Consider the following 16,837-nt stretch of genomic DNA (forward strand, 5'->3'; position numbering starts at 1 on the left):
CACCTCCACCGCATCGGCCAGGCAGCGCAGCTCGCCGATTAAGATGTCCGCGCCCCAGGTGGTCCAGCATTTGCCAAGGCCTAATGGAACGAGATCAATCCCACCCGTGCTAACGCAAACACCATCGCCATCGGTACGCCAATGGCCAGCAGCGGTGCGGCGAGCCACCAGCCGGTCTTGTCGCGCACCGCAAGGACACAACCGCCGATACTCGAAACGGCTACAAGGGCCAGAAAAACGCGTGCCGAATCCGCTTCGAACTCCCTGCTAACGATGCGCCCGTTCTGGGTCAACAGCGCAATGACGTAGCCGACAACCAAAACGGTTGACGCGATGACCACAAGCCGAAGCGCCCAGCTCAAACGGCCGCGTTTCATGAGAGATGTGCACCCCGCACGGGATGGTTCCGACTCGTGCATACGATCACCTTGGTTACACGGCGTCGACTGGCCACACGGCCTTGCACTTGCCATCAGCATACGTAGTCCGCCCTGCGAGCGGCATGGACGCCGCGCCACGAGGCTGCGACGATCCCAGGCCATTACTCCAATCGACCAGAGCGCATCATGAGAACGTTGGGTTTGCTCGTCAGCATAGGGCTGCTGGCCGGGTGTTCCGGATCGTATAGCGATCTTGAGGCTGCATTTGCGAAGGAACCCAACGACGCACCCGTGGTCGCCGATGATTTCCAGGTGGCCATCCAGAAACGTGAAAGGACTGAGCGCTTCGCACACTGGGCCAGCGTACGCACCTCGACCGGGCGCATCGACCTTTCACCGAGCCTGTACTGGCGGCGTAGCGTGCCGATACCCGCCACCGAAGTGGCCTACTGCAGCATGGCCTGCTTCCAGACGGCCGATTCCCACGTTGACTTGCTGGTGCCGCGAACCGGCTCGCTCATCTCGATCCGCAACAAACAGGAATTGCTCGACTGGTGCCGGGCGCATCGCATTCCCCTTTTGTCGGCGAGCGACAAGCGCAACTGGCTCGACAACGGCGCGCCGTTGCCGCCGCCGTCCAGCCAAGCGCCTCCATTTGACGACCGCAGCGCATTCGAGAAGCAGGCGTATCAGGGGTGTGCCGGCTAGCGAAGCCGTCCCCGTCGTCGTACGGCTTGGCGCGATGCGCGGCAACGGATTGCAAACCCCAGCGGGTAACTCGCGCAGGGGCGACTCCTGTCAGTTGTGGACTCGCGCAGTGGCGCTGACCCTGTTGTCCCGATGAGAGGGCAGGTGCCCACGTGACAGCTACAGGACGGCGGGTGCGCCATCCAGCCTGTTCCGCCGCCGCGTCTACGCGCTTCCTGGACGGATTCGCCTCGGGGCGGCGGTGGTAATTCAAGGGAAAGGTATGGTTTTTCGGGGCGCGCGGATGCGTCGAGGAAAGGACTGGAAGTCCCGTTCTTCATGTCTTGCTGCACCGAGGAAGGGCCAAGGAATGGCCACGACGGCCGCACCCGCCGCGAATTTGTCCTCTCGAAAAGGTCTCCCATGGAAAACCTGGTCTTTACGCCGTACGAAGTGCTCAGCGAGCAAACGCACAAATACTCGACCACGCACATTTCCGGCGGCGGCACGGACGCCATGGCGACGCGGATCAACCCGATCACGTCACGCACGACGGTACACAGCGACCAGGAACTCTGGCTGCGCAACCTCGAGAATGGCCGCGAAGAAAAACTCACCTTGCGTAGCCTGAACATCGATGCCAGGCCCGGTCACCGGCTGGTGATCGCCACCAAGAAGACCGGCGATCTGGTACGTGCCTACGTCATCAACACCGGCCATAGCTTCGGCGTGGATCGCGTCTACAACCCGTGGCGGGTGACCCTGCAGGACTTCATCGCGCTGGGTGCGCTCTGCCTGGTGCTGTGCCTCATTCCGTTCGTCGGTCCGATCATTGTGTTTGCCCAGATGCTGGTGAACATGTTCGGTGGTCGCCTGTTTACCGACGATACGCGTACCAACGCGATTCGCCTGGCCATGCTGGGCAGCATCGTGGGATTGGGCGTCGGATACCTGATCGGTCTGTTCATCAGGAAGACGCTCGGCAGCCTGATCTGGACCTGGCTGGCCATCCAGATTCCCATGGGTGTGCTGGCTGCCATCGGCGTCATCTCGTGCTATTTCATCCTGCGTGAATTGAGTACGCGCAACGGCGGTGCGATTTCGGCGCGCATGGAGTCCATCGCGGGGCAGTACCGGCTGGCGGAGCAGGGGCCTCGCCTGCCTGCGGCGTAGGCGGCGCGCGAGTCGCGCACCGGCGATACAGCATCGGAGCTCCATGCGCACAGAGACTGTCGAGATCTACTCAGACATCAGCAACGCGGCCGTCCGCGTGCCGGTCGCATTGATCAACCACATCGGCAGCGCGCGCTCTCTCCGCTGCGGTGGATCAGTCACACGCTACCGCAACAATAAGTAGGTCCGCTTTCGGCGAAGAGGCGGCGATCAGATCGCGCTCGACTATCCTTGACCGACCGCGCAGGCCGATCAGGACGCCGGTCGCTTGACGCCGCCCATCCATGCAGGGGACCTCGCCAATGATCCGTCACGCCATGAACCTGATGCCATGGGCGCTGACCCTGCTGTGCTTGACGTCGTGCGCCGCAGTGGATGGTTCAAGCAGGCAGGCGCACAACGACAGATCCGAGTTGCAGCGTAAGGCCGTCGACGCCCCGAAAGAAACGTCGTCTTCGGGCCGCCTGGACGATGAATTGAATCTCCTGGTGCCGCGCATTCTGGACGCTTACGCGGTACCCGGAACCGCGGTTGGAATCATTCGAGACGGCAAAGTCTGGAGCGCGACGGGCTATGGCTATCGCGATGTCGCGACGCGGCAACCGGTCACTGTCAGTACGGCTTTCAACGTCGGATCCATTTCGAAGTCCGTAACGGCGTGGGGCGTAATGCGCCTGGTCGAGGAAGGTCGCGTCGAATTGGATGCGCCGGTCGGCGGCTATTTGAGCCGGTGGAAAATTCCCCCGTCGGAATTCAATGCGGAGGCCGTCACGGTTCGACGCCTGCTCAACCACACCGCGGGGCTCTCGATGTGGGGAGTGCCCAAGGTTTCTCCAGAAGTTGAGCCACCGAGCCTCGATGCCATGCTGGTAGCGACGACCGACGGCGAGAGGGACATCAGGCTGGTTCGGGAACCCGGCAGCGAGTGGGGGTATTCAGGCGGCGGCTATGCGGTCCTGCAACTGTTGATCGAAGAAGTCATGCACCGTTCGTTCGATCACTACATGAAATCAGAAATCCTCCGCCCGTTGGGGATGACCGGAAGTGCCTATGTCTGGGACGAAGCAATCTCCCTGGCGGCAGCGACACCCCACGATGCCTCGGGGAAACCATTCGCTGGGCAACGATTCACCGCGACGTCCGCGGCTGGATTGCAGACGACGCTGACCGACTTGCTTGCATTCGCAACGGCCAGCCTGAATTCGGCGAACGAAGCACCGCGAATAGTCAGCCCCGCTACCGTTGCATCCATGCAACGGCCGTCGAGTGAATCACCCAAGTATGGACTGGGCTATGAGCTGCCGGACATCGAGGGCGTCCGATTGGTCGGGCACAGCGGTTCCAACGAAGGTTGGATGGCGCAACTGCTGCTATCACCAGGCACGGCTGACGGCATTGTCATTCTGACGAACGGTACCAACGGATTGCGGATCATTTCAGAAGTCGAATGCGCGTGGCTGCTCGAGGTTTTCGGGAAAGGCTGCGATGGGATTACGCCGCTGCCCCTGCCCGTCGCGGAATCGGAGCTTCACCGGTACACCGGTCGCTATCGCGATTCGACAGGCGCTGTTGCAGAGATTGTCGTGCATGACGGTCATTTGTTCTGGCGTACCGACTATGGATACGATTTCGCCTTGCGGAATCGGGGGCCAGGTGCGTTCTTCTGGGTGATCGGCGAGAACCGCCTGACTTTTCAGGAGACCTCGGATCACACGGTAACGGGCCTGACTCGGCAGCGGAAAGATGCGTCAACCAGCTTCGAGAAGATCGATTGACACCAAAGCCGTCGCAACGTCCAGCAGTGACCAGAGCACATCATGAGAACCTTGGGTTTCCTCGCCAGCGCAGGGCTGCTGGCCGGATGTTCCGGATCGTATAGCGATCTCGAAGCGGCATTCGCGCGGGATGCCAACAATGCACCGGTGGTCGCCAACGAATTCGTGGTGACCAGCCAGAAACAGGAGGGGCTTGAGCGTTTTTCCGCATTCGCCAGCGTGCGCCCCTCACCTGGGCACATCGACCTCTCACCGAGCCTGTCCTGGCGGCGTAGCGTTTCGATACCCGCCACCGAAGTGGCCTACTGCAGCATGACCTGCTTCGGAACGGCCGATCCGCATGTTGACCTGCTGGTGCCACGAACCGGCTCGCTCATCACGATCAGCAACAAGCAGGAATTGCTCGACTGGTGCTGGGCGCATCGCATCCCGATCCTGTCGAGTGCCGACAAGCGCCGCTGGCTCTACAGCGGAGCGTCGTTGCCGCCGCCGTCCATCTATGCCGCGCAATTCGACGACCGCAGCGTGTTCGACAAGCAAGCGCAGCAGAGTTGTCTCGGGTATTGATGCGGTGCACGTCGTTGCGCGGCTTGGCGCAATGCGAAGCAGGGCGACTGATTGCAAACGGATGAGGGCCAGTCGCGTATGGGCGGTTCCTATCAGTGGTGGATTTTCGCGGTGGACCTGATCCCGTTTTCCAACGGTTCCTAGCCGCCCGGTAACGAGGTCGCAACGCAGCACAGGAGTCAGTACCAACCATGCGCACAGAAATTGTCGAGATCTACTCAGACGCCACCAATGCAGCCGTCCTGCGGCATCCGGGCCGGCACTTTCCCGGCGTGCTGGTTCAAGGCGACTCGCTGTACGCGCTGTGCCGCCAGGCGGATGAGGCGTGCGAAGCGGCGCGCGGCGTGCTCGACGAGGACGCCTACGACGAACTCAATGCGTTGCGCAATGCGCTCTGGAGCTATCTGACGCACTACAAGGTCGTGCTTGGCGAGCACGAGATACCGTTGCCTTTTAGCGAGTGCTGATGCGCGCTGATTCGCCCACGGCGATACCGCCAGGCTACCGTCCTTGCAGCGATTCCGGCCACGCACGCGTACCAGCGCCATGCCGAACGCGTGAGGCCGTGAACGCGACGACATCTGATCTCGGGCTGCTGCCATGACGACGACGTTGATCGGTACCGTCGCGGAAGTTTTCACCATCGCCCGCCGCGGTCTCGGCGTGCTGTTCACCGCCTCGCCGGATCACATCGCGACGCGCGACACGCTGGCCATTGTCGTCACGCGTCCCGATGGCACCTCGGCGAGCTTCGCCGCACATCGCGAGCTTGCCCGCACGGCACGCTCGCCGACTGGCGAGGTGGTCGCTTTGGCCGTATCGGGCGCCACACCCCAGGACATTCCCGCCGGTTCGGTTATTGCTGAGGCCACGCCAGACGCGATGGCGGTGATTGCCGGCACCAAATCACTCTAAGCTACTAGCTACTGGATTTCACGTTCGTAGCAGCCTTCTCCAGATCTGCGATCGTCGCAAAATTCGCTGCCAATTCACCCAGTCTGGTCAACGAGAATCCAGGCTGCCCGTTGAATGAAATCGGGGCGGTTCTCAGGAGATTGAGCGCCTCCAATACCTCTAAATGCGCAATTACATCCAGCGTTCCGGTCCAGAATGACGGACCCTTTTTTAGTTCTGCAGCGATGTCATTTGCCCAACGTGCATCAACGTGTTGGACGACGGTTTCTGATCTTGTCTCGCCCTTCTTTACAGGTGTCGAAGCTACAATCTGAAGCAATCGAAGCTGAATCGATGTCAAGTGAGAAAGATGCTCAAGAATCAGCAACTTCATCGGATCACTTGAGTGCTCTTTCGAACCGCAAGTCACACCGAGATGCGCGAGGTCTCGAATCTTCTGCTTGTCGGGTTCAAAGCTCGCTCGCTCTGATAGCAGCCTAAACGCCGAAAGCGCCTCCTCAGACGAAAACCAGTCTTTGTTGAGCTTTTCTTCAGAAATTTCCCTAACGCGATCCGCAGTTGAATTCATCAGTGTTTCGATATTACGAATTCGGATCGCATCGGCCTTGTCGAACAGCAGGTGATCCAGCGCGCTACCTATAACAGGGATTGAACTTACCGCTGCTCGGAGGAACGAAACCGACTCTGGAACAAAACTCTTAAGCCCATCTTGCTTCGTCTTGTCATCACTCACAGTAGCTGCTCCAAATAGTTTTCAGGGAGAAATTTTCTGTGCCCGGGTCGTCGCTTGAGGCAAGGCTAAACTACAGCCAGCATAGCTCATCATTTAGCTACTATTGCTATCTGTACACTGCAAAATTGCAGCGTAAAAGAATAGTTGCGGGTTGGTGCCAGCGCGCTACAGGTCGATCAGAAAATTCAGCGCCAGAGACTGAATCAGCGCGGCCGGTCAGGGAGCTTCAGAGCAAGTCCTTGTACTTAAACAGCGGCAACCGGCCAGCAGGGATCGGTCGATGTCGCAGCGGAGCTTCGGTAATTCGGAGCGCGCGAAAAAGCGAAGGCGGACGCGTCTTGCGGCATTCCTGGTGGAGAAGGAGCAGATCACTTCTTGAACCATTCTGCTGAACCTGCTTGGGCCGGTGTATCCCATTAGCACAGTCAGGCTAACTTCCTGAATAGCGCAAGTAAGCCAATCAAACACCGTTTGCTGGTCCTCAATTCTGGGTGTTCGCCAATGCGGTCGCACTTGGTTGGCTTGGGGTGAGCGCCAGTCTACCCATCGTAGCCGGCTTCGCGAAGGTAGGCGTCGGCGGCTGATCCAAGGCAATGCCGGATAGTCGAAAAGAACGCAGGCCAGCGTCTGCCGGCAAAATACTTTCGCGCCAAAGTGGCAAATGCATCGTCCGCAGTAAGGCCATCCTGACGCATTTTCCTCTTATTGCGTTCTATGTCGAAGACCAGCAATTTGCGATGCGACGTAAGCCGATCACAGTTGAGGTTAAAAACCGCGATAGTTTCATTGACCAGTTCGGCCAGGGAGCCACACTGGTTGCCCGGCCACGGATCTAGAGCGTCGCAAGCCTGCGTATTTGCCACTAGCTTCCCGGTTGTCCAGCTAACCGCGACAAGATTTGGGTACGCCGGGATTTGTAGCGGATTGAGAATGAGCCCTTCACAGGTTTTTGCCAACTTCCCGGTTGTTATCATCCGATCTTTGTGCGCATCGCAGCTTAGATTTTCGGCAATGGACTGTCTGTAGTGGACGCCTTCCGGCAGTTCCGGCCGGCTACCTCCGGCGCAGACGGCCAGCATATTGGCCCATTCCAGCGCCCAGTTTATGTCGTCCGATACATCGGCCTTCGGGTGAAAGTGCTCGACGCGACATTTCAGCGGATGACTGTCGCGGATGTCCACTTCGCAATATGCGCAGAGTCCTCCCTGGTTCGAGAGAGATGTTGCGCGGCATTCTGCGTATGCGTTTTTTCCTCCCCATAGCGCGTCGCTGCGCATTTGGTCCCAGGTGCTACGTGGGCTGGCCCGTTTGAAGCTATCAAGCGAACGTGGCGATGTGCCTTTTGGAACGCGCTTCATTGACCGCGTTCCCACTTCTGGTTCTCGATGATCAGGTCGGCCTGGTACAAAGCGGGCTCCTCACCCTGATAGCGTTCATCCAGCTTGCCTCGCAGCGTCCGTGCCTCGTGGCTTTCCCACTCGCCTTTGTCGACAAGCGCCAGATAGCGCAGAAGTTCCTTCGTTGCATCGTTGCTCGGCGGCCGAGTTTCGACAGAAAATACTTGCTTCAACGCACGCGACGACTCGGCGCCCTCGGTTCCCGCTGGCGCAGCAGAAACGCCGTTCTCCGATAGTATGCGAATCGATTCTGTAGGCACGCTAGTCACGACCTGCGGACTGTGCGTGGTGACAATAAACTGGATCCTCGGAAACGCTTCGCGCAGAGAGCCGAGTACGGTCTGTTGCCATGACGGATGCAGATGCATGTCGATCTCGTCAATCAAAACGATCCCGGTAGTATTTGCGACTGCGAATGGACCAAGGTTCGGATTGAGCTTCACAATGCGGAATGCGATGTCGGCAACCAGCGTCAACATGCTTCGGATGCCATCACTGAGGACTGCGACCGGCAGTTCACCATGATCTGGATGTGTGGCGACGAGTTCTTCGCGCGCGAGGCTGAAGTCGAAGTTGCCCCAGCCCGCGGGTGCTAGGCATATATTGACCGCCTTCCTGACTGCTTCGAGCGCGTTGTCAAATACCGAATTTGACTGATAAGTTCCGGTGGCTTGTGCTTCCACCTTCCGTTTCAGCGCGTTGGTGCTCCAGTACCGGATCCAGTCTGCCATGAGGTGAAAATCGGAGCCGGATTCCAAACTGTGTGTATAGCCCACCATGCGCGAGGTGCGTGGCAGTTTCTTGTAAGGTAGGCGGCGCACGTTCCAGAGCCGGTCGGTCGGATAGTAGGCGACGAGCGGGAGGCTTGTGGTACTGATGCCGCTAGCGGCCTCGTCGCTCCGGTCATTCTCTGCTTCATGTCGAACACATCGCTGCAGCTTCTCGGCATAGTTGATGAGTACCTGCACGCCTTTGTTGCGCTTGCGTGCCTTCAACGTAGGCATTTCGCGCGTCCAGGCCACGTGCTTGTGCTCAATCACTCCGTCGGCTTCGATGGCGACACCGCCTTCAGCTAGTTCCATACTGTTACTTTCGCCATCCCGTATTAGCCGTATGTCATCTTTGCTGAAATAGCGGTCCTTGCCATCATCAAACGCGCCGACATAAGGCCCTAGCGCAATGGCCGCGGCATCCAGCACCGATGTTTTTCCTTGGCCGTTGTTCGCTACGAGTACTGTGAGGTCTGGGTGGAAATCCACCGACAGCGCCTTGAAGCAGCGGAAATTGCGCAGCTTTATCGCTTTCAGGCGCAGGGTGAACTCATTGGAATTCGAAGCCATCGTGCTACTCACTTTTTTAACGTAGGTCCGTACATAACCGGCCAGGTTCAACTACTACAAATATCGAAGACTCGTTCGGCCTTCATATTGCGCACGTCCGACAAGTGACGGTTTGATGTTCGTTGCGTGGACGCCATCAATGGAACGTAGTGGCATAAGCGATTGGACTAGTCGTGTTCCGCTCTCGTGAGCAAAGTGGAGGCGCTCGTGTTCAGCGATTTTGCGATCAATCGGAGCACTCGAACTGTCGGAGACTTTAGCCCGCGCTCCAGTTGGCTGATGTAGGTGACATGGATTCCGCATGCATCGGCGAGCGCCTCTTGAGTAAGGCATTGCCGCTTGCGTTCTTCGGCGATCACTTGGCCCAACGCTTTCTCGAATGAGGTCATGGTGGGGTTCCGAAAGGATCCCCGTTACCGTCTTAGGACTAGTACTTTAGTGCCAGAGACTATAGTATTTGTTTGCGCGACGTTGTGGCGCATCGGAACACGGCTCAATTGGAGCGATCAGCGACGGGAGGTCATGTATGTGCGGCGAAATAGTCTTTCATTCCCTGTGGTTATGTCGGCGGAGCCTGGGAAGTTCAGTCGAAACCCGGTCGGGCGTGGAGATGGGCTCATGAAACCCATCGGTTCCTTCCACCCCCTTCCCACCGAATTCCGCAACGCCGAACACGTCCTGTTCGCCTTCGCCGTGGACACCCCCAAGCAGCGCCGCGCGGTGCATGACGAAGCCATGTCGCGCCTGAAGGCGGCGAGTCTGCTCAGTGAGGCATTGCTGACGACGGCGGTGGAGTCGCCGGACGAGCAGACGCATGTGGCGTTCGTGGAGGCGATTGCGATTCTGTCGCGCGATGCTTTGGGGTTGTTCGCGGTGATGGAGCCTCCCGAGGTGATGTAGGCGTCCGGCGTCGCGATGGCACGAGCGGGGCAGGGCACGCGACTCGTTACGCAACGGGTGGTGCGACGCTTGCGGCGGGGACTGCGTGGGTGCCGTGTCGCAGCGGCGCTGGTGGTTGGCGCGAGGCGGCTGTTTCGCGTCGGCGAGCGCGGCGTGTGCCGCCGCTGTCGCCCTTACGCTGCTGCGGTCAGCGGCTATTGCAGAAATCCCGAACGGAGAGGCTTTGCGCCTGTCCGGAAGCGCTTTGACCGCTTCGGGAATCGCGTCGACCCTATTCGGCGTCACTTTGAGCGCTTCCGGAGTCCGTCGGAGGGCCAGCCGAAGCGCTGGGACCGCCTCCGGAATCCGTTTCCGGGTATCCGCTGGCAGTCTGACTGCTTCCGGAGCCGCCTCTCAGGTATCCGGAAGCGGTTTGACCGCATCGGGACTGGTTGCGCGGCCTTCCGGAATCGCTCTGCGCCGCTCCGGACTCCCGTGGGCGGTGTCGCTTGGCGTGCGAGCGGCGAGGGGTGCGTCAGCCCCATGCGATGTCCCCCGCTATGCGGTCCCGAGCGCGTGGCGCACCGGCTCCGCACGCGGTCCCGCGCCGGCCGTTCGGCGGACCGGCGCGGGGTTCGTACCGCGATGAATCGCGTTGTTGCTGGAATGGCGTACGGCGCCGCTCATTCACCGCCCCGCGGTTTCACGGGTTGAAAGGTCCGTGGACATGGCGCGACGGATAAGCGGTCGGCGCGGCCCGGTCAGGTCGTGCCGCCGCCCTCGTTCCCGGCGTCATCGTCCGTCTTGCCGGTCTTGGCCTTGTCGGCCGTATCGGGCTTGCGCCGCGTCTTGGCGAAGCGCACGGACAGTTGCTTGCGCAGGCTGTCCAGACCCTGGCCTTTGCCGGCCACGCCGAGGGCGCCGTAGCCGGCCAGGGCGAGGGCCATGATGTCGCTGCCGAGGGCGGCCTCGGTATCGGAACCGCGCTCGGTGAGGCGCTCCAGGCGATCGAGCAGCGGCGAGATCTGCTGCAGGGCCAGCATGTCCTGGCGCGCGCTGGCGGGGTTGAGGATGGGCGGGATCAGCGGGAGGTTCTGTTCCATCATCAGGATGGTGTTTTCGCAGAACGGCTTGGACTGGTTGCCCATGCGGTTCAGGCTGCGGCGTTCGTCGGGCGTCAGCGCGATGAAGCCGGCGAAGATGGTTTCCAGTTGGGTGATGGCGGCGTCCGCGGCGGCCAGCTGTTCGGCGGTGAAGCTGAGTGACACGAGATCTTGGCTCACGAAAATATCCTTGTAGGCAATTCCTTGGGTGAGCAATCGTCCCTGTGCGATTGCGGCTCGGCGACGCACGCGACCAGACAGCGCCGCAGGGTGCGGACGGCCGATAGCGCGTCGCCGCGGCGATTTTTTCAGCTGCTGCAATGTCGTGCAATATAAATGCACTAATGGCATAAGTGACAAGTGGATGCAGTGGCGTACGGTTGCGCGGCGACCGTTCGAGTCCGCTACGCGAGGCGGGGCGAGTGTGGCGTAAGCGGTCGGGCTTGAGCGGGCGCGGGGTGGGGCACGCGAACCGCATCCGCACAGCGCGTGAGCCCGTTGAACCCCGAAAATCGAGTAGGTGCCCGTCCACTGAGGCCGGCATCGAATAGCCGTTTGCCGGCGTAGCGGCTTCGCGGTACCGCCGCGGCCGGTTTCATTGGGAAGAAAGGCCCTTTACACTGCCCCCGCATCAGTGGAGTTGTATACCTTAAGGAGATTCATCGTGCATCAAGCACTCAGAGCAATCGGTGGTGTGGTCTTGCTGTTGGTCGTTGGTTCTGTCTCGGCGGCCGTCCAATGCGTCAACTGTTCCGACACGCAGATGTACAGCAAAGCCCGCACGCTGGGCGCCAGCCCGACAGCGCACATCGTGTGGAATCCCGCCAATGGCGCAATCAAGAAATACCGCAACTACTGCGGTTCTGCCCCGAACGTCGGCGGTGGCAACGGGGCCAAGTCCGAGGCGCCCAAGGCCGGCAACGAAACCAACGCGGGCTGCACCCTCCAGACAGAAGAAGTCGCCATTACGTCCGACCTGGTGGACATGGCCGGTCAGATGAGTCTGGTGTGGCGGGGAACCAACGGCACGTTCAAGAGTTCGGTTACGGCCGACGTGGGTAGCACGTCCTTCCCGACCTATCTGCCGGGAAAGCCGACCGCACACGATTTCCTCCTGGACGGTTCGCTGCGCAATCAACTGCTCGACCTGGCGAGCACGCAGCAGATTTTCCAGATGAATCCAAACAGTTCTTTGGCTGGCCCGCTGTCGTATATCGCTGGCCACTTGGATGCGTATTTCGCCATGACGCAGGGCATCGTGATCACGATTGACATCGTGTTCGACGACGGGTCAAAGGTTCAGGTCCGTGCCACGCTGGGGGAGAACGCGGTCTACGTTAAGGACAGTGCCCGAGACGACAGCGGCCACTGGCTGCCCGATCGCAGCTCCAATCCCCAGGACTACACCGGCCGCTGGTACTTCCCCCCGGGCCAAGGCCCGGACATGGCTGCGTTCATCGAATACATGCGGTCGCTGGGCATTCCCATCAGCTCTGGGGCGGCCAACGGTGGCGTCATCACGTGCAGTTGGAATCCGACCAACAACACGACGACCTGCGTGATTCCGAACTGACCTGAGTGGGTCTGTTGTTCGAGGGCCGGGCCATTCTGGCGGCTCCACGTCGATGGCTGGTGATCGAGCGGCCTGACGCCGCGCCGGTCCGTTGACGACCGGCGCGGCAGCGAATGCCGCGTCGTTGCCAGCGGCGGCACTATCGGCTGACGCTGTTGATCGGCCCCGTGCGTGCCATCAACTGTTTCAGGTGAAGGAACTGATGCCAGTACGCACGCTGGTTGGCGCCTTGATAGGGACCTGAGCGGATCTGGCAGATCTGCGCCATTTTCCGTTTCTTGCGGCGCAGCGCGCTAGGCTTCTCGTAGTAGCCGTAGCGCTTCTTGGTCCAGCATTTGTATTCGTACTGCAGGCTGATTTCGAGGCGGTGCAGGGCGCGGTCGATGGACTCGCCGTCCTCGACCTGGATTCGTCTTCCGACGAAGTGTTTGCGGCTCACGAACGGGCGTCTTAACGGGCGACGCAACCGGGACTTGGGTTTGGCCTGGGACGCCGGCCGGCGGCGATGGGCAAGGGCGCCATCGCGGCGCGAGTATTCGGGGTGTTGCGCGGAGCGGCAACGGGGCGTGCATGTAAGCGGATGGCGCTGCCCGCGGTGAATATCCGAGCGGCATGTGCGGCAACGCCGAACTTGCTGCTCGGTGCCGACGCCTTACTCCAACGTATCCGCAAATATCTCATCGTGCGTCATGCCCATCATCATTTGCATGCGGCCGTTGATGCCGGTGAAGACGACGCCGCCGACGACGATGCGGCCGGGCTGCATCAGGATGGGGTCGGCGGCCTGGCCGTGCTGGCTGTTGGTGGAGACTTCGATGGTGTGCTGGATCTTGCCGCCGTTGCCGAAGGTGGTGTCGACGGCGAAGTTGCGCTTGAGGCGGACGAGGGCGGTGGCGGCGTATTCGCCCACTCGGCTGCTGGCGACGATCACGTACTGGCCGTTGGCCTGGTGCGCAATGCTGTTGGCGGATTCCCAGTTGCTCTCGGTGTCGCCGGGGTTCGGGCCGGCGAAGTCCAGCGCGTACTGGCGCACGCCGTTCGGGCCGATGCTGGTGTCGAGCTGGCCGTCGGGACGCCAGCGCAACAGGAAGATGTCGCTGCCGGAACTCACCTGGTTGGACAGCATGCTGCCGACCTGGATGACCGAACCGTTGGATTCCATCAGCGAGGCATAGACGCGCGGCGATTCGGTGAGGCCGAGTGGGCTTTTGAGGTTGATCTTGGACAGGCCGGCGGACACGTTGCCGAAGGACGGGTCCATCGCGCCGTTGGTCAGCATGCGGACCACGAATTGCTTTTTGTCGGAGACGGCCTGCGAGGTCTCCGAGATATGGCCCGTGGCGACGATGCGGCCGTCGGCCATGCGATACAGGCCGGTGACGCCGGGAATCTCTGGCACCGACCATTCCATCGGCACGGTGAGCTTGCCGGCGGTGCCGAAGCCCGCGACGGGCAGGCCCGCGGCGGTGTAGTGGGCGATGCCGAGGTTGCGCGTGGTCGGGGTCGTCACGGTGCCGGCGATGAGGATATTGCCGTTCGGCGTGGTGGCGACTTTCTGGCTACGGTCTTCGTCACCGCCGCCCTGGTTGAACGGGACGCTGAGCACGCCGCTGCCCGCGAGGGTGAGATCCAGATCGCCGTTGGGCAGGAAGCGGTAGACCGTGAAGTCGGGGCATTCGTCCACCGCGACGACAAGCCGGCCCTGCGCATCGAGCGTCGCATCGCTGACGCTGAAGTCGGCGCACGGGCCGACCACGCTGCGCAGGCCCTGGTCGCCGAATTCCATGTCGGGATAGCCGTCGGCGTCGGTACGGGTCAGGCTCAGCCGATAGGCGCCGGGCGCCTTCATGCGGCCGACGACCCAGATCTTGCCGTCCGGCGCCTTGACGATGGCGCCGACATGGTCGAGCGTGAAATTCGGCGTGCCGTTGGGGTTGATGTAGAAGCCGTAGCCTGGGAATTCCGCGTCGGTGCCGAAGGTGGCATCGAGCGCGCCATCGGCCGCCGAGGCGTTGCCGCTGAAGGCGGCACAGGACAGGGCGGCGGCGAGAAGGAACTGGCGCATGGCGGGCACTCCGTGGGGATTGCCCTCGCATACGCAGGGGGATGCGGGCAGGGATCACGGCGTGTGCCGCTGAAAACCCCCAATCGCCTCGAACAAGATGCCGAGCCAAGTAGCGCCGGTCGTGAAAGCCCTCCGGCCCGTTGGGCGTTCAGGGTAACCAGAACCTTCGGTTCTGAGCGGTTGCCCATTCACCCCCTTCAAGGGGGTGAAGGACGATGGCTTAGAACCGAAGGTTCTCATCGCCCTGAACGCCTGACGGGCCGGAGGGTTGGGTGGGGATGGGGTTGATCTTGCATCGTCGGCAAAGCGCGCTTCCATTAAAGCCAGTACAGCGTTTTGCGCCACGCCCTACGCTCACGCGAACACCATCCCCACCCAACCCTCCCCTTGAAGGGGAGGGCTATTAAAAGCCGTGTTCATGGGCTCCGTGACGCGCGATGGCCACGGACTGCTTCAGGCGGCCTCCGGATTGCGTAGGCGTGACGTGTATCAAATATCCACCACCGGTTTCGTCGGCTCCGTGACGTGCGATAGCCACGGACTTCTGCAGGCGGCTGCCGGATGGCGGTTCGTGTTCGAGCCTATTTACCTTTCGGCTTGCTGTACCACAGCGCATTCACGATGAGCCACTTGTCGCCAAACTGGCCCATGTGGAAGTAGTCGACGAACCAGGGCGTTTCGAGGCGTACCGACGCCGCGGTGCCGGTGATGTCGAGGATGGTGCAGGTGCGGTCCCATTTTTCTTTCGGTGTCTTCAGTGCGCCTTGCTTTGTCAGGTCTACGAGTTCCTCCTTGCTCATGCGGCGCAGGCCGAAGCGTTCGTACGGCGTGTCGCCGATCACGGCGCGCTTGGCGAGGTCGGGATGCAGCGCGCGCGCGACGCGATCAGGGTTGGCTTCGAGTTGGCCGTCGATGTAGTCGAAGCAGGTGGCCTTGATCGCATCGACGGTGGCCGGATCGGGTTTCCCGGCTGGTGTGCCGGCGGCCAGTGCGAGCGTTGCGATCAGTGCCAGAGGAGTCATGTCGTTGCCTTGATGGGGTGGTGAGTCTCCGCGTGGCCGGGATGCGGCGACGCGGGCGGGCCGGGTTCAGTGCGTGGGCGGGCTCGAAAGTTCGCGTGAGGCTTGGCGAACGCGCGAACGCGGCAACAGCACGCGTCTTGTCCGCGCGCGGCGTCTGCATGCAGGGCTGTCCAGCATGCCGTGGAATCGCGCGACTCAGCCGTCGGATGCCCGTTCCTGACCTATCCACAGCCGGTTGCCATCGGGATCGTCAAGACGGAATTCCGTCATGCCGTAGAACGTCGTGTCGAGGTCGGGAATCGCCACGCCGTTGGCGCGCACCATCCGGTGATACGCAACGATGTCGTCGGGATACAGGTACAGCACGGACTGGCGCGGCGCAGGGGGATGGACGTTGATGGATTCGTCGACCATGAGGCGGCAGTCGTCGAAGGCCAGCATCGCCCAGCGCCATTCGTCGTTGCGGTCCTCGACCTGGAAGCCGAGCTTTTCGTAGAACGCGACGCTCGCGGGCATGGTGCGCACGGGCAGCATTGGGATGATCTGGGTCAGTTTCATGAGGGTTTCGCAGGCGGTGGGAGGGATCTGGCGGCGCTTGCGCCGATCAGAAGCGCGCGCCGGCCATGGCGAAGTGTCGGGTATCGTCGCGGTCCCTGTGAAGCGGCGACCTCTTTCCTTTCCGTCGCGCGTCACGGCGATGCGAGAATCGCCGCGCCCGTGTCCGAAGGAGTGACTGCCGATGCATACCGGATCCTGTCTCTGTGGCGCCGTGCGTTTCGAGGTCAGCGCTGCGCTGCATCCGCCCGATGCCTGCCACTGCACCCAATGCCGCAAGCAGTCGGGCCATTACTGGGCCTCCACCGACGTGCTGCGCACCGATGCGACGATTCAAGGCGGCGATGCGCTGACGTGGTTCCAGTCGTCGGAAAAGGTGCGTCGCGGCTTCTGCTCGCGCTGCGGGTCGGCGCTGTTCTGGGACGCGATGCACCGGGACCGGATCGCGATCGCGATGGGCGCGTTCGACCGGCCTACCGGCGTGACGCTCGGCCTGCATATCTTCGTCGCCGACAAGGGTGACTACTACGACATTGGCGACGGCGTGCAGCAGAACCCGCGATAGGCGAATCACTCCGGCGGGGCCGTCGCGAATGGCGGCGTCCCGCCGCGCCGACGAGGTTCGGCGAACCCATCGCATCGACTTGCTGGCCCCGGCGTGCGCAGCGCTGCG

The 16,837-nt window shown here is 61.5% G+C and carries 19 protein-coding genes; 9 read left to right on the top strand and 10 right to left on the bottom strand.

The genetic code is table 11. The features are described 5' to 3' along the window. Positions 1-80: 80 nt before the first annotated feature. A complete protein-coding gene (locus tag RUU78_RS23620) occupies positions 81-377 on the bottom strand; it encodes a hypothetical protein (RefSeq protein ID WP_313920222.1) in 297 nt (98 codons plus the stop codon). A gap of 189 nt (positions 378-566) precedes the next feature. Between RUU78_RS23620 and RUU78_RS23625 the strand changes: the two genes are divergently transcribed. The 6 genes from RUU78_RS23625 (at position 567) to RUU78_RS23650 (ending at position 5,497) form a co-directional block, all read left to right on the top strand. Then, on the top strand, positions 567-1,088 hold the full coding sequence (locus RUU78_RS23625; protein WP_313920223.1) for a hypothetical protein: 522 nt from the start codon (positions 567-569) through the stop codon (positions 1,086-1,088). A 402-nt stretch (positions 1,089-1,490) separates the two neighbouring features. After that, positions 1,491-2,240, top strand: coding sequence for a hypothetical protein (locus tag RUU78_RS23630; protein ID WP_313920224.1), 750 nt, complete (start codon positions 1,491-1,493; stop codon positions 2,238-2,240). A 302-nt stretch (positions 2,241-2,542) separates the two neighbouring features. After that, a complete protein-coding gene (locus RUU78_RS23635; protein ID WP_313920225.1) occupies positions 2,543-4,015 on the top strand; it encodes a serine hydrolase in 1,473 nt (490 codons plus the stop codon). Positions 4,016-4,057: 42 nt separating this feature from the next. Further along, a complete protein-coding gene (locus RUU78_RS23640) occupies positions 4,058-4,582 on the top strand; it encodes a hypothetical protein (RefSeq protein ID WP_313920226.1) in 525 nt (174 codons plus the stop codon). Positions 4,583-4,773: 191 nt separating this feature from the next. Further along, a complete protein-coding gene (locus RUU78_RS23645) occupies positions 4,774-5,049 on the top strand; it encodes a hypothetical protein (RefSeq protein ID WP_313920227.1) in 276 nt (91 codons plus the stop codon). 145 nt (positions 5,050-5,194) lie between these two features. Further along, positions 5,195-5,497, top strand: coding sequence for a hypothetical protein (locus tag RUU78_RS23650; RefSeq protein ID WP_313920228.1), 303 nt, complete (start codon positions 5,195-5,197; stop codon positions 5,495-5,497). 4 nt (positions 5,498-5,501) lie between these two features. Here RUU78_RS23650 and RUU78_RS23655 read toward each other — a convergent pair whose 3' ends face one another. From RUU78_RS23655 to RUU78_RS23670, 4 genes are all read right to left on the bottom strand, one after another. Beyond that, positions 5,502-6,230, bottom strand: a complete 729-nt coding sequence (locus tag RUU78_RS23655; RefSeq protein WP_313920229.1) for a hypothetical protein — start codon at positions 6,228-6,230, stop codon at positions 5,502-5,504. A gap of 539 nt (positions 6,231-6,769) precedes the next feature. Beyond that, positions 6,770-7,588: a retron system putative HNH endonuclease gene (locus RUU78_RS23660; RefSeq protein ID WP_313920230.1), complete on the bottom strand. Its 819-nt coding sequence runs from the start codon at positions 7,586-7,588 to the stop codon at positions 6,770-6,772. Continuing rightward, on the bottom strand, positions 7,585-8,967 hold the full coding sequence (locus RUU78_RS23665) for an AAA family ATPase (RefSeq protein ID WP_313920231.1): 1,383 nt from the start codon (positions 8,965-8,967) through the stop codon (positions 7,585-7,587). Before RUU78_RS23665 ends, RUU78_RS23660 begins: the two co-directional genes overlap by 4 nt. Before the next feature lie 167 nt (positions 8,968-9,134). Next, on the bottom strand, positions 9,135-9,356 hold the full coding sequence (locus RUU78_RS23670) for a helix-turn-helix transcriptional regulator (RefSeq protein WP_313920232.1): 222 nt from the start codon (positions 9,354-9,356) through the stop codon (positions 9,135-9,137). A gap of 229 nt (positions 9,357-9,585) precedes the next feature. On the opposite strand from RUU78_RS23670, the gene RUU78_RS23675 reads away from it, so the two are divergent. Next, a complete protein-coding gene (locus RUU78_RS23675) occupies positions 9,586-9,867 on the top strand; it encodes a hypothetical protein (RefSeq protein ID WP_313920233.1) in 282 nt (93 codons plus the stop codon). 740 nt (positions 9,868-10,607) lie between these two features. Here RUU78_RS23675 and RUU78_RS23680 read toward each other — a convergent pair. Further along, the gene (locus tag RUU78_RS23680) at positions 10,608-11,129 is read right to left on the bottom strand and encodes a hypothetical protein (protein ID WP_313920234.1); all 522 of its coding nucleotides are present in this window, start codon (positions 11,127-11,129) and stop codon (positions 10,608-10,610) included. 484 nt (positions 11,130-11,613) lie between these two features. Here RUU78_RS23680 and RUU78_RS23685 point away from each other — a divergent pair, with 484 nt between their 5' ends. Then, complete coding sequence (locus RUU78_RS23685; protein WP_313920235.1) at positions 11,614-12,522, top strand: hypothetical protein; 909 nt, start codon at positions 11,614-11,616, stop codon at positions 12,520-12,522. A 139-nt stretch (positions 12,523-12,661) separates the two neighbouring features. Here the strand turns inward: RUU78_RS23685 and rpsU are convergent, their stop codons facing one another. The 4 genes from rpsU to RUU78_RS23705 form a co-directional block, all read right to left on the bottom strand. Further along, positions 12,662-12,961, bottom strand: coding sequence for a 30S ribosomal protein S21 (gene rpsU, locus RUU78_RS23690; RefSeq protein WP_313920236.1), 300 nt, complete (start codon positions 12,959-12,961; stop codon positions 12,662-12,664). A gap of 213 nt (positions 12,962-13,174) precedes the next feature. Next, on the bottom strand, positions 13,175-14,587 hold the full coding sequence (locus RUU78_RS23695) for a hypothetical protein (RefSeq protein WP_313920237.1): 1,413 nt from the start codon (positions 14,585-14,587) through the stop codon (positions 13,175-13,177). A 581-nt stretch (positions 14,588-15,168) separates the two neighbouring features. After that, a complete protein-coding gene (locus RUU78_RS23700) occupies positions 15,169-15,609 on the bottom strand; it encodes a nuclear transport factor 2 family protein (RefSeq protein ID WP_313920238.1) in 441 nt (146 codons plus the stop codon). A gap of 195 nt (positions 15,610-15,804) precedes the next feature. Continuing rightward, positions 15,805-16,167 carry a VOC family protein gene (locus RUU78_RS23705; protein WP_313920239.1) on the bottom strand — a complete coding sequence of 121 codons (363 nt, stop codon included), beginning with the start codon at positions 16,165-16,167 and terminating at the stop codon, positions 15,805-15,807. 181 nt (positions 16,168-16,348) lie between these two features. Between RUU78_RS23705 and RUU78_RS23710 the strand changes: the two genes are divergently transcribed. Next, positions 16,349-16,729 carry a GFA family protein gene (locus tag RUU78_RS23710; protein WP_313920240.1) on the top strand — a complete coding sequence of 127 codons (381 nt, stop codon included), beginning with the start codon at positions 16,349-16,351 and terminating at the stop codon, positions 16,727-16,729. The last annotated feature ends 108 nt before the right edge of the window (positions 16,730-16,837 follow it).

Source organism: Tahibacter sp., assembly GCF_032229445.1.
Taxonomy (GTDB): domain Bacteria; phylum Pseudomonadota; class Gammaproteobacteria; order Xanthomonadales; family Rhodanobacteraceae; genus Tahibacter.

Excerpts from the sequence above, each read along its gene's own strand:
- RUU78_RS23700 (WP_313920238.1), bottom strand. The coding sequence starts at position 15,609 with ATGACTCCTCTGGCACTGATCGCAACGCTCGCACTGGCCGCCGGCACA.
- RUU78_RS23625 (WP_313920223.1), top strand. The coding sequence starts at position 567 with ATGAGAACGTTGGGTTTGCTCGTCAGCATAGGGCTGCTGGCCGGGTGT.
- RUU78_RS23620 (WP_313920222.1), bottom strand. The coding sequence starts at position 377 with ATGAAACGCGGCCGTTTGAGCTGGGCGCTTCGGCTTGTGGTCATCGCG.
- RUU78_RS23670 (WP_313920232.1), bottom strand. The coding sequence starts at position 9,356 with ATGACCTCATTCGAGAAAGCGTTGGGCCAAGTGATCGCCGAAGAACGC.
- RUU78_RS23645 (WP_313920227.1), top strand. The coding sequence starts at position 4,774 with ATGCGCACAGAAATTGTCGAGATCTACTCAGACGCCACCAATGCAGCC.
- RUU78_RS23630 (WP_313920224.1), top strand. The coding sequence starts at position 1,491 with ATGGAAAACCTGGTCTTTACGCCGTACGAAGTGCTCAGCGAGCAAACG.
- RUU78_RS23640 (WP_313920226.1), top strand. The coding sequence starts at position 4,058 with ATGAGAACCTTGGGTTTCCTCGCCAGCGCAGGGCTGCTGGCCGGATGT.
- RUU78_RS23660 (WP_313920230.1), bottom strand. The coding sequence starts at position 7,588 with ATGAAGCGCGTTCCAAAAGGCACATCGCCACGTTCGCTTGATAGCTTC.
- RUU78_RS23705 (WP_313920239.1), bottom strand. The coding sequence starts at position 16,167 with ATGAAACTGACCCAGATCATCCCAATGCTGCCCGTGCGCACCATGCCC.
- RUU78_RS23695 (WP_313920237.1), bottom strand. The coding sequence starts at position 14,587 with ATGCGCCAGTTCCTTCTCGCCGCCGCCCTGTCCTGTGCCGCCTTCAGC.
- RUU78_RS23665 (WP_313920231.1), bottom strand. The coding sequence starts at position 8,967 with ATGGCTTCGAATTCCAATGAGTTCACCCTGCGCCTGAAAGCGATAAAG.
- RUU78_RS23710 (WP_313920240.1), top strand. The coding sequence starts at position 16,349 with ATGCATACCGGATCCTGTCTCTGTGGCGCCGTGCGTTTCGAGGTCAGC.
- RUU78_RS23635 (WP_313920225.1), top strand. The coding sequence starts at position 2,543 with ATGATCCGTCACGCCATGAACCTGATGCCATGGGCGCTGACCCTGCTG.
- RUU78_RS23675 (WP_313920233.1), top strand. The coding sequence starts at position 9,586 with ATGAAACCCATCGGTTCCTTCCACCCCCTTCCCACCGAATTCCGCAAC.